8 protein-coding genes, 2 tRNA genes and 3 other RNA genes are annotated in these 12,059 nt (G+C 53.8%); 7 read left to right on the top strand and 6 right to left on the bottom strand.

Features of this window, described 5'->3' with window-relative positions; all coding sequences use genetic code 11:
- Positions 1-14: 14 nt before the first annotated feature.
- Positions 15-926: a patatin-like phospholipase RssA gene (rssA, locus tag VH187_RS19535; protein ID WP_329703103.1), complete on the bottom strand. Its 912-nt coding sequence runs from the start codon at positions 924-926 to the stop codon at positions 15-17.
- A gap of 112 nt (positions 927-1,038) precedes the next feature.
- Here rssA and VH187_RS19530 point away from each other — a divergent pair, with 112 nt between their 5' ends.
- The 7 genes from VH187_RS19530 (at position 1,039) to VH187_RS19500 (ending at position 3,279) form a co-directional block, all read left to right on the top strand.
- Positions 1,039-1,494 (top strand): YchJ family protein, encoded by a 456-nt coding sequence (locus tag VH187_RS19530; RefSeq protein ID WP_329703153.1) that lies wholly within the window; start codon positions 1,039-1,041, stop codon positions 1,492-1,494.
- Between the two features lie 50 nt (positions 1,495-1,544).
- Positions 1,545-2,387, top strand: a complete 843-nt coding sequence (purU, locus tag VH187_RS19525; protein ID WP_329703102.1) for a formyltetrahydrofolate deformylase — start codon at positions 1,545-1,547, stop codon at positions 2,385-2,387.
- A gap of 161 nt (positions 2,388-2,548) precedes the next feature.
- A non-coding RNA gene (locus VH187_RS19520) (RtT sRNA) lies at positions 2,549-2,693 on the top strand.
- Between the two features lie 26 nt (positions 2,694-2,719).
- Positions 2,720-2,804: transfer RNA gene (locus tag VH187_RS19515), tRNA-Tyr, on the top strand.
- A gap of 42 nt (positions 2,805-2,846) precedes the next feature.
- A non-coding RNA gene (locus VH187_RS19510) (RtT sRNA) lies at positions 2,847-2,977 on the top strand.
- A 46-nt stretch (positions 2,978-3,023) separates the two neighbouring features.
- Positions 3,024-3,108: transfer RNA gene (locus VH187_RS19505), tRNA-Tyr, on the top strand.
- A 41-nt stretch (positions 3,109-3,149) separates the two neighbouring features.
- A non-coding RNA gene (locus VH187_RS19500) (RtT sRNA) lies at positions 3,150-3,279 on the top strand.
- 258 nt (positions 3,280-3,537) lie between these two features.
- Here the strand turns inward: VH187_RS19500 and narI are convergent.
- The 5 genes from narI to VH187_RS19475 form a co-directional block, all read right to left on the bottom strand.
- Entirely contained in the window at positions 3,538-4,215 is a 678-nt protein-coding gene (gene narI, locus VH187_RS19495) for a respiratory nitrate reductase subunit gamma (protein WP_329703101.1), read from the bottom strand.
- The gene (narJ, locus tag VH187_RS19490; RefSeq protein WP_329703100.1) at positions 4,215-4,925 is read right to left on the bottom strand and encodes a nitrate reductase molybdenum cofactor assembly chaperone; all 711 of its coding nucleotides are present in this window, start codon (positions 4,923-4,925) and stop codon (positions 4,215-4,217) included. The genes narI and narJ overlap by 1 nt, the downstream gene beginning before the upstream one ends.
- Positions 4,922-6,457: a nitrate reductase subunit beta gene (gene narH / locus VH187_RS19485; protein ID WP_329703099.1), complete on the bottom strand. Its 1,536-nt coding sequence runs from the start codon at positions 6,455-6,457 to the stop codon at positions 4,922-4,924. The genes narJ and narH overlap by 4 nt, the downstream gene beginning before the upstream one ends.
- The gene (locus tag VH187_RS19480) at positions 6,454-10,197 is read right to left on the bottom strand and encodes a nitrate reductase subunit alpha (protein WP_329703098.1); all 3,744 of its coding nucleotides are present in this window, start codon (positions 10,195-10,197) and stop codon (positions 6,454-6,456) included. Before VH187_RS19480 ends, narH begins: the two co-directional genes overlap by 4 nt.
- Positions 10,198-10,586: 389 nt before the next feature.
- On the bottom strand, positions 10,587-11,978 hold the full coding sequence (locus tag VH187_RS19475) for a NarK family nitrate/nitrite MFS transporter (RefSeq protein WP_329703097.1): 1,392 nt from the start codon (positions 11,976-11,978) through the stop codon (positions 10,587-10,589).
- Positions 11,979-12,059 lie beyond the last annotated feature (81 nt).

Raw genomic sequence — 12,059 nt, 5'->3', positions numbered from 1 at the left:
AATCGAAAAATGCCCTAACCCTGGCTGCGGACTAACGGTAAAAGTTCGTCCATTTTTTTCTCAACCGATAACTGTCCTGCGGCGATAGCCGCTGACGCACGGTGGAAATCGAGCGTAGAGATCTGTGGGCAAAAAGGTTGCAACAGAATATCGGGCGGATCGCCTGCCATCCGGTTGCGCTTCAATCGGTTTTCCAGTACCTGAATAGAGGTCGTCATGATCTCCATCGCCGTGGGGGTAATAGCCGTCCGGCGCGATGTCATACGTCCAAGCCTTGCACGAAAACGATCGTGCCAGCTAAGCGGCTCATCATTTTCTAAAGACTGCGGATCGGACCGAAGGTTCACGGACATTAAGTCTTGCTGCATTAAATGCGCGTCATGCTGTAAATCAACTGCAATCACAATATCTGCGCCGAGCGCACGTGTGAGCGAAACCGGTACCGGGTTCACGACGGCGCCATCCACAAGCCAATAGCCATTGTGCATGACGGGCGACATTAAACCGGGAATACTACAGGATGCGCGCACGGCTTGATGGAGATCACCTTCCGTGAACCATAACTCGCGGCCAGTACTGAGATTAGTGGCGACCGTCGCAAAGCGTCGCTCGCAGGACTCGATGTTTTCAACAGGAATGAGATGGCGGAAATGGTTGAATACGCGCTCCCCGCGCAGCAATCCGCCGCGTCGCCAGGAGAGATCCATCAGACGTAAAACGTCCCACGAATTGAATGAGCAGACCCATTTTTCCAGAACGGGTAATCGGTCACACGCATATGCTGCGCCCACCAGCGAACCAATGGAACACCCTGCCACGATATCAATCTCAATGCCCATCTTCTGTAGCGCTTTAATGACGCCGATGTGTGACCATCCTCGCGCCGCGCCTGACCCCAGGGCTAAACCAATTTTAAGCTTTCTCATTGCGGGTGGTACTGAACTCCATTCCCAACGTAGCAACATTGCCACTGCTCAGTTAACATAATCGCGGCCGGCGCAGTTGCGCCCTTCTTTAAAGACCTTCGGGGAGGCATTTATGCATTCACTTTGCCCCTGCGGCAGCGCTCAGGAGTATAGCCTATGTTGCCAGCGTTATCTGTCTGGTTCCGAGCTTGCGCCAACGCCATCACAGCTCATGCGTTCGCGCTATTGCGCCTTTGTGATGAAGGACACAGATTATCTGATCAAAACCTGGCATCCGTCCTGCCAACCTCAGACGTTTCGCTCAGATTTGGAAAAAAGTTTTGCCACAACCGAATGGCTCGGCCTGACAATTTTCGCTGCCGATGATGGCAAGAGCCCGGATGAAGGCTTCGTCAGTTTTGTGGCTCGCTTTTGTGAACATAACAAGAGTAGCGCCCTGATTGAGCGTTCAAGATTCTTAAAAGAAAATGGACAATGGTATTATATTGATGGTACACGTCCATTAATTGGCCGTAACGACCCCTGCCCTTGCGGCTCAGGTAAAAAATTTAAAAAGTGCTGCGGTTAGTCACGCCGCCACACAGAAACAGCAAACACCTCAACAGGATTTCCCCCGCAATGCACTCATTACAACGTAAAGTGTTGCGTACCATCTGCCCGGATCAAAAAGGGTTGATCGCACGTATTACCAATATTTGCTACAAGCACGAACTGAATATCGTGCAGAACAACGAGTTTGTTGATCATCGTACCGGCCGTTTTTTCATGCGTACCGAGCTTGAGGGTATTTTCAATGATTCGACGCTGTTGGCCGATCTTGATGGCGCATTGCCTGAAGGCTCCATACGCGAGCTGACGCCTGCTGGCCGTCGCCGCGTGGTGATTCTGGTCACCAAAGAAGCGCACTGTTTAGGTGACCTGTTAATGAAAGCCAATTACGGTGGCCTAGATATTGAAATCGCCGCCGTTATCGGTAATCACGACACGCTACGCTCACTGGTTGAGAAATTTGACGTACCGTTTGAACTGGTCAGTCACGAAGGTCATACCCGCGAAGAGCATGATGCGCTGATGGCTGACGCGATCGACGCATACCAGCCGGATTACGTGGTGCTGGCAAAATACATGCGCGTGCTTACCCCTGAGTTTGTATCCCGCTTCCCGAACAAAATCATCAATATTCACCACTCGTTCCTGCCAGCGTTCATCGGCGCACGTCCGTATCAGCAGGCATATGATCGTGGTGTCAAAATCATCGGCGCAACCGCGCACTATGTGAATGACAATCTGGATGAAGGCCCAATCATCATGCAGGACGTTATTCATGTCGATCACACCTACACAGCAGAAGACATGATGCGTGCCGGTCGTGACGTTGAGAAAAATGTTCTCAGCCGCGCACTGTACCAGGTGCTCGCGCAGCGCGTGTTTGTATACGGTAATCGGACAATTATTCTGTAAGGTGAATAACCATTGCAGCCCTTTTAAACGTTACGGGTAAAAAGTACGCAAACGGTTCATTTTCCTGAAAGGAAGTCTTTACAGGGGCGCGTCATTTGATATGATGCGCCCCGCTTCCCAAAAGGGAGCAGGCTAGTAAAAGCATTACCCCTGGCGGGGTTCCCGAGCGATCATAAGGGAGCTGACTGCAAATCTGCCGTCATCGACTTTAAGGTTCGACTCGAGCTTTAGCGAGAGAACGTTACCGCAGGTAACGGCCCGAAGGGTGAGGAACGTAAGTTCCGAATAATCCTTCCTGCTAATGAAAAACCATAGCGTTATGTATTACCCCTGGCGGGGTTCCCGAGCGGCCAAAGGGAGCAGACTGTAAATCTGTCGTCATCGACTTCGAAGGTTCGAATCCTTCCCCCGCCACCACTCTTCACCACTGCTAAGTGGCAAATACGATGAACACGTTGATGTGTGCGTTTATCGGGAAGGGTGAGAACCTTCGACAAGGTTCGACTCGAGCGTAAGCGAGAGAACGTTGCCAAAGGCAACGGCCCGAAGGGTGAGGAGTGAAGCGACGAATAATCCTTCCCCCGCCACCATTAAGCAACACATTAGCAATACCACGCTCAATCAGTACCTACCCCTGGCGGGGTTCCCGAGCGGCCAAAGGGAGCAGACTGTAAATCTGCCGTCATCGACTTCGAAGGTTCGAATCCTTCCCCCGCCACCATCTCTTATGAAGCACCAAAAAAATTCAGCACTGCCGTCACTTATCATTCCGCACAGGGAAGGATGAGAAGCTTCGATTAAGGTTCGATTCGAGCGCAGCGAGAAAGCGTTGCCGCAGGCAACGACCCGAAGGGCGAGGCGCTTGCGCCGAGTAATCCTTCCCCCGCCACCATCATTCTATAACGCATCTAAGCCAAATCGACCTTCAGAGTCACTTAATCCTCCGTAACGGGAAGGATGAGAAGCGTCGACCAAGCTGCGTCTCGAGCGATTGCTTCCCCGCTGGCGCTTCGCTTACCGAGGCTACAACAGCAACTCACAAATACGCCTGCGTAGGCTCAGTCAGGCGCAGCCGCCACCGGGCGATCCTCAATGCCAAATACAAAAAAAAGCCCCGCATCAGCAGGGCCTTGGTCAGAATGGGCGAGCGTTAGCGACGCGCGCGAACAATCTGGTATTTACGTGTCAGGTATTCCACCGGCACGCTCCAGATGTGGACCAGGCGCGAGAACGGGAACAGCAGGAACAGCGTCATGCCGAGCACGAGGTGAATACGGAAGATGAACGCTACGCCGTCGAGATGCGCTGACGCACCGCCGTGGAAAGTCACAACAGACTGCGCCCAACCGACCAGTTTCATCATTTCGCTGCCATCCATATGCTGAGCAGAGAACGGAATGGTCAGCAGACCCAACGCACACTGAATGACCAGTACAGACAGCACCAGAATATCAGCACCCGTTGTGGTCGCACGTACGCGCGGGTTGAACAGACGGCGTTTCAGCAGCAGCACGCCACCAACCAGGCACATCAGACCGGCAGCACCGCCGCCGATCATCGCCATTTTCTGTTTTACTTCCAGCGGCAGGAACGATTCGTACATCCAGTGCGGGGTCAGCATTCCGAGGAAGTGACCGGCAAACACGCCGAGGATCCCAAGGTGGAACAGGTTCGACGCCAGGTTCATGCCTTTCTTGTCCAGCATTTGGCTTGAACCCGCACGCCAGGTGTACTGCCCGTAGTCATAGCGCAACCAACTGCCGACCAGGAAAACAGCGCCAGCAATATACGGGTAGATGTCAAAGAAGAACATATTCAGGAATTGCATTAGCGCTCCCCTCCAGTAGAAATATTCAGATACTGCGGCGCAACGGCACCGGCAAAACGACGCTGATGGGCGGCAATATCCGACTCAGCGCATCCAGGGTCAGCGAAGAATTTCACCTGCTCTTCTTCCCAAACCGCATCCAGCGCCTGCGGCGTATCATCGCGGGCTTCGTCGGCAATTTTTTCAGCCATTTTATCGCTGTCAACTTCGGTACTGGCAAGGTTCAGCAGCACATCAAACAACACCGCGTAATGACTTTCACGCTGTTGCAGACGCGCCTTCAGGAGCGCAAGAATCGGGGCGATATCCTGCAAACCGCCCATCGCTTCTTCGCAAGGCAGCTGCGCCAGATATTCCAGATACAGCGGCAAATGATCCGGCAGCTCACGGCTGTCGAGTTCTAAGCCGTGACGCTCATATTGGGCCATCAAATCAACCATCGCCTGACCACGGTCACGGGATTCACCGTGCACGTGTTCAAACAGCAGTAATGAGGTAGCACGACCGCGGTCGAACAGTTCGCTGTAATCCGCCTGCACATCCAGCACATCTTTCAGCGTCAGGTCGCGAACGAACACGCACAGTGACTGTGCGCCCTCTTTGGTCAGTACATCCGATTCCACCAGCGCATCGTGAACTTCCTGCTGATGCTGCCACAGGGCAGCATCCGGGTATTCCAACAAACGGGAGATAATCATCAGTTCTTTCATGACCGACGCTCCGTTTTGCTGGTCACATCGATAGCGTCAATGCGACGGCTGTTGAACAGGTTGAAGTCGCTGTCGGAACCACGGCAGCCATCGCCGAAGCTGAAGCCACAACCGCTTTTCTCAGGGAATGCGTCACGCGCCAGTTCACGGTGACTGCTTGGTACGACGAAACGGTCTTCGTAGTTCGCAATCGCCAGATAGCGGTACATTTCCTGCGCCTGCGCTTCACTCAAGCCCACTTCTTCCAGTGCGCTGGTGTCGTTCACACCGTCAACGGTTTCGGCACGCTTGTAGTGACGCATCGCCAGCATGCGTTTCAGGGCGCGCAATACGGGTGCGGTGTCACCTGCGGTCAGCATGTTCGCCAGATACTGCACGGGAATACGCAGACTATCGACGTCCGGCAGAATGCCGTTACTGCCAATCTCACCGGCATCCGCCGCTGATTGGATTGGGGACAGAGGCGGCACATACCAGACCATCGGCAACGTGCGATATTCCGGGTGCAGCGGCAGCGCCAACTTCCAGTCCATCGCCATTTTGTAGACTGGCGACTGCTGCGCGGCGTCAATCACGCTCTGCGGAATGCCATCTTTCAGCGCTTGTTCAATCACTTTCGGGTCGTTCGGATCGAGGAACACATCCAGTTGACGCTGGTACAGATCTTTCTCGCTCTCAGTGCTCGCCGCTTGCTCGATAGCGTCTGCGTCATACAGCAGCACGCCGAGGTAGCGAATACGGCCCACACAGGTTTCGGAGCACACGGTCGGCTGACCGGCTTCGATACGCGGGTAACAGAAAATGCACTTCTCGGATTTGCCGCTCTTCCAGTTGAAGTAGATTTTTTTGTACGGGCAACCGGTGATGCACATACGCCAGCCACGACATTTGTCCTGGTCGATCAGCACAATGCCGTCTTCTTCGCGCTTGTAAATCGCACCGCTCGGGCAAGTAGCGACACAGGCCGGGTTCAGACAGTGTTCGCACAGGCGCGGCATGTACATCATGAAGGTGTTTTCGAACTGCCCGTACATTTCCTTCTGGATGTTTTCGAAGTTTTTGTCACGGGACAGCTTCGAGAACTCGCCGCCTAAATCATCTTCCCAGTTCGGACCGGAGGTGATTTTATCCATACGCTGACCGGTAATCAGAGAACGCGGGCGCGCAATCGGCTGGTGTTTGCTTTCACCGGCTTTGTGCAGCGTCTGGTAGTCAAAATCAAACGGTTCGTAATAATCATCAATACCCGGCAGATGTGGGTTGGCGAAGATTTTACCCAGCAGCATCGCTTTGTTACCCATGCGTGGGACCAGCTTGCCGTTGATTTTGCGGATCCAACCGCCCTTCCACTTCTCCTGGTTTTCCCAGTCGTTAGGGAAGCCAACACCCGGCTTGGTTTCCACGTTGTTGAACCACGCGTACTCCACGCCTTCACGGCTGGTCCAGACGTTTTTACAGGTGACTGAGCAGGTATGACAGCCGATGCATTTGTCGAGATTCAGCACCATGCCGACTTGTGAACGAATTTTCATTTTACGCTCTCCTGTACCTGGTCATTACCTTCGCCGTCTAACCAGTCAATGTTCTTCATCTTACGCACCACCACGAACTCATCGCGGTTAGAACCCACGGTGCCGTAGTAGTTAAAGCTGTACGCCAGCTGCGCGTAGCCGCCAATCATGTGAGTCGGTTTCGGGCTGATACGTGTCACGGAGTTATGGATCCCCCCGCGCTGACTGGTAATTTCAGACCCCGGAATGTTCACGATACGTTCCTGAGCGTGATACATCATGGTCATCCCCGCCGGAACACGCTGGCTCACAACCGCACGCGCCGTCAGAGAACCGTTGCTGTTGAACGCTTCAATCCAGTCGTTATCTTCAATGCCCAGTTCTTTCGCATCCGCTTCACTCATCCACACAATCGGACCACCGCGTGACAGCGTCAGCATCAACAGGTTGTCGCTGTAGGTCGAGTGAATGCCCCATTTCTGGTGCGGTGTCAGGAAGTTCAACGCCTTTTCAGGGTTGCCGTTTGGCTTCTGACCCATCACCGCTTTCACCGAACGGGTGTCAATCGGTGGACGGTACACCAGCAGGCTTTCGCCGAAATCACGCATCCACTGGTGATCCTGGTACAACTGCTGACGACCGGACAGCGTACGCCATGGGATCAGCTCGTGAACGTTGGTGTAACCCGCGTTATAAGAGACGTGTTCATCTTCAAGGCCAGACCAGGTCGGGCTGGAGATGATTTTGCGCGGCTGCGCCTGAATATCACGGAAGCGAATTTTTTCGTCTTCTTTGTTCAGTGCCAGATGTGTGTGGTCACGACCGGTAAATTCACTCAGCGCCGCCCAGGCTTTCACTGACACCTGGCCGTTGGTTTCCGGAGCCAGAGTCAGGATCATTTCTGCCGCATCAATCGCAGTGTTGATCATCGGCTGGCCTTTCGCCGGGCCATCTGCTTTGGTGTAGTTCAGCTTACGCAGCAGCTCGACTTCGCTGTCGGTGTTCCAGGCAATGCCTTTCCCGCCGTTGCCGATTTTCTCAAGCAGCGGACCAACAGAAGTGAAGCGTTCATAGGTCGCCGGATAATCGCGTTCCACCGTCATGATGTGCGGTGCGGTTTTGCCTGGGATCAGGTCGCATTCGCCTTTTTTCCAGTCCTTAACGTCCAGCGCCTGCGCCATTTCTGCCGGGGAGTCGTGCTGGATTGGCATCGTAACAACGTCAGTTTCCTGACCCAAATGACCGACACAAACTTCGGAGAATTTCTTCGCGATGTCTTTGTAGATATCCCAGTCGCTTTTCGATTCCCATGCAGGATCAACAGCCGCAGACAACGGGTGAATAAACGGATGCATATCCGAGGTATTCATGTCGTCTTTTTCGTACCAGGTCGCGGTTGGCAGCACGATATCGGAGAACAGGCAGGTGCTCGACAAACGGAAGTCCAGCGTGACCACCAGATCCAGTTTACCGTCGAGGCCGTTATCTACCCATTCCACTTCTTCCGGTTTCAAACCGCCCTGCACGCCCAGATCTTTCCCCTGAATACCATGTTCAGTACCCAGCAGGTATTTCAGCATGTATTCGTGGCCTTTACCGGAGGAGCCCAGCAGGTTTGAACGCCAGATGAACATGTTACGCGGGTGGTTTTTGCCGTTGTCCGGACGCTCGGAGGCGAAATGCATCGAACCGTCTTTCAGAGACTTGACGGTGTAATCCACAGGCGACATGCCGGCTTTTTCGGCTTCCGCTTTAATGGTCAGCGGGTTAGTGCCGAGCTGCGGTGCAGACGGTAACCAGCCCATGCGTTCAGCACGCACGTTGAAATCGACCAGATGACCGCTGTAGCGGGATTTATCCGCCATTGGCGACAGCAGTTCCTGCGCAGTCAGCGTTTCATAACGCCACTGGCTGGAGTGGTTATAGAAATAAGAGGTGCTGTTCATGTGACGCGGTGGACGGTTCCAGTCCAGCGCAAACGCCAGCGGTGTCCAGCCAGTCTGCGGACGCAGTTTTTCCTGGCCCACATAGTGCGCCCAGCCGCCGCCGCTCTGGCCTACACAGCCGCAGAAGATCAGCATGTTGATAATACCGCGATAGTTCATATCGAGGTGATACCAGTGGTTCAGGCCCGCGCCGACGATAACCATCGAACGACCGTGCGTCTTATCGGCGTTATCCGCGAACTCACGTGCAGTACGGATGATCTGTGCGCGTGAAACCCCCGTGATCTTCTCTGCCCACGCCGGGGTATACGCTTTGATATCGTCGTAGCTGTTGGCACAGTTTTCATCGTTCAGACCGCGTTCCAGGCCGTAGTTCGCCATGGTCAGGTCATAAACGGTGGTCACCAGTTGCGTGGTGCCATCAGCCATCTGCAGGCGTTTCACCGGCAGTTTGTGCAGCAGAATATTTTCCAGCTCGACGCTGGTGAAGTGTTCGGTGCCATCGCCGCCGAAGTACGGGAAACCGACCTCTGCGATGTCATCATGGCTACCCAGCATGCTGAGGCGCAGCTGAACATCTTCGCCGCTCTTGCCGTCACGCTGTTCGAGGTTCCACTTGCCTTTATCGCCCCAGCGGAAACCGATCGAGCCGTTTGGCACGGTGATTTCGCCGCTTTCATCAAAGGCAACGGTTTTCCATTCTGGATTCGCTTCCTGGCCCAGATTGTCCACCAGGTCGGATGCACGCAGCATACGGCCCGCAGCGTAGTAACCGTCACGCTCTTCCAGCGCCACCAGCATTGGCATGTCGGTATAACGACGCACGTAGTCGGTGAAGTACTGGCTCGGCTTATCGAGGTGGAATTCACGCAGCATGACGTGGCCCATCGCCAGCGCCATTGCGGCATCTGTGCCCTGTTTCGGTGCCAGCCACAAATCGCACAGCTTGGCGATTTCGGCATAGTCAGGGGTTACAGCGACAGTTTTGGTGCCTTTGTAACGCACTTCGGTGAAGAAGTGAGCATCCGGGGTACGGGTCTGTGGAACGTTAGAACCCCAGGCAATGATGTACGAAGAGTTATACCAGTCGGCGGATTCAGGAACATCAGTCTGCTCACCCCAGGTCTGCGGAGACGCTGGCGGTAAATCACAGTACCAGTCGTAGAAGCTCAGACAGGTTCCGCCGATGAGAGAGAGGTAACGCGCGCCTGCAGCGTAGGAGACCATCGACATCGCCGGGATCGGCGAGAAGCCAGCGACGCGGTCAGGACCGTAGGTTTTGACGGTATAGACGTTGGATGCCGCAATCAGCTCATTCACTTCCTGCCAGGAAGAACGCACAAAACCACCGCGTCCACGAGCCTGTTTGAAGCTTTTGGCTTTGTCGGAATCTTCAATAATTGAAGCCCAGGCATTCACCGGATCCGGATGCTGTACTTTCGCTTCACGCCACATTTTCATCAGGCGTTTACGCATCAACGGATATTTCAAACGGTTAGCGCTGTAGAGATACCAGGAGTAGCTGGCGCCACGTGGGCAGCCGCGCGGTTCGTGGTTTGGCATATCCGGACGGGTACGCGGATAGTCAGTCTGCTGGGTTTCCCAGGTAACCAGACCGTTTTTAACGTAGATCTTCCAGCTACATGAACCAGTGCAGTTTACGCCGTGGGTTGAACGCACCACTTTGTCATGCTGCCAGCGTTGACGGTATCCATCTTCCCAGTCCCGGTTAGTTTCCAGAAGCTGACCGTGCCCATCGGCAAAGGTTTCGCCCTTCTGCTTGAAGTAGCGAAACCGGTCCAGAAATTTGCTCATCGGGTTTCTCCTGTTTGGAGCCTGTCGGCTCTCTGATAAATCGACATTGCAACAATTGCAGCGAAAGTAACCCTCTGAAAGGCCGTGGGAATTGATGACGATCAAGGCGGGTTTTGTTAACAACGAAGCTCGAAACAACAAATACCACCAAAGGGGTAATTAAATGCATTTTATAACTTGCTGTTTTTATTTGATTTAATGACGATTGTCAGACATTTACCGCACAACCAACATGTAACGAGGTATTAAGGGGTAGACTTCTGCTCCCGCGCCGTTGTTGTGCGAATGCCAAAGCGGGGTGCGGTGGGGAATATAATTAGTATGTTGTAACTAATTAGGGATAAAAAAATGGCGCGATCTCTCGCGCCATGATAATCAAAAAGTAACGCTTATTTTTTTGTTTTACGCCCGTACACCACCCACGTGATCAACACGCAGGCAATATAGAACACGAGGAACACTTTCATGGCGCCCGCAGGAGAACCGGTCATTTCCAGCGAGATACCAAATGATTTCGGGATGAAGAATCCACCGATAGCGCCGATAGCAGAAATAAAGCCCAGCGCCGCTGCGGTATCTGTCGCCGCTTCACGCAATGCCACTTCTTCGGTGCCGCCCTGCGCTTTCACGCGATCCATCGTCAGCTTACGGAAGATAACGGAGATCATCTGGAAGGTCGAAGCACTACCCAGACCGGCTGTCAGGAACAGACCCATGAACACTGCGAAGAAGGCTACGAAGTTGCCGCCCTGGCCATCAACAGGCAGCGTCAGGAACAGCAGCGCAGAGAAAACAGCCATCGCGATGAAGTTAATCAGCGTGACACGCGTCCCGCCCAGACGGTCAGAAATACCACCGCCCAGTGAACGCGCCAGTGCACCCACGAATGGACCGAAGAAAGCGAACTTCAGGATATTCACGTCAGGGAACTGCGTTTTGGACAGCATCGCAAAACCAGCAGAGAAGCCGATGAACGAACCAAACGTTGCCAGATACAGCACCGCCATGATCCACAGGTGACCACGCTTCAGAACGGGCAACTGCTCTTTCAGAGACGCTTTAGAGGCGCTCAGATCGTTCATGCCAAACCAGGCTGCAAGGGTGAAAATAATCAGGAATGGCACCCAAATCCACGCAGCGTTTTCAAGGAACAGTGAAGAACCGTCCGGTTGTGCAACGCCTGTGCCGCCAAAGATAGCGAAGATAGAAAGGGAAATCACCAGCGGTGCGACCAACTGCATCACGCTCACGCCCATGTTGCCCAGACCGCCGTTCAGACCCAGTGCACCGCCCTGCTTCGCTTTCGGGAAGAAGAAGCTGATGTTTGCCATACTTGAGGCAAAGTTCGCACCGGCAAAACCGCACAGCAGCGCGATAATCATGAATACGCTAAACGGTGTGGTCGGATCCTGCACCGCAAAGCCCAGCCATACGCATGGGATAATCATGATCCCGGTGCTGAACGCCGTCCAACGACGACCGCCGAACACTGGCACCATGAAGGCATACGGAACACGCAGCAACGCGCCAGAAAGTGCAGGTAACGCCGTCAGCATAAACAGCTGATCGGTCGAGAAGTTGAAACCGACTTTATTGAGGTTTACAGCCACCGCACTGAACAGCATCCAGACACAGAACGCGAGCAGCAGACAAGGGACGGAAATCCACAGGTTACGGCTGGCAACACGATGGCCACGGGTTTGCCAGAAGGCCGGGTCTTCAGGACGCCAGTCGGTGATGACAGCGCCTTTTTCCTTTTCCGAAGCGGAAGTTTGACTCATATAAACCTCAAATGATGGAGTTATTTGCCGCCACATTAGGGTTTACGGGCCAAGGTAAGTTGATATAAATCAAAGGAAAAG

It is taken from the genome of Scandinavium sp., from assembly GCF_036271055.1.
Taxonomy (GTDB): domain Bacteria; phylum Pseudomonadota; class Gammaproteobacteria; order Enterobacterales; family Enterobacteriaceae; genus Scandinavium.
Note: the sequence above shows the minus strand (reverse complement) of the source record. Positions and strands in the feature narration are given on the sequence as shown.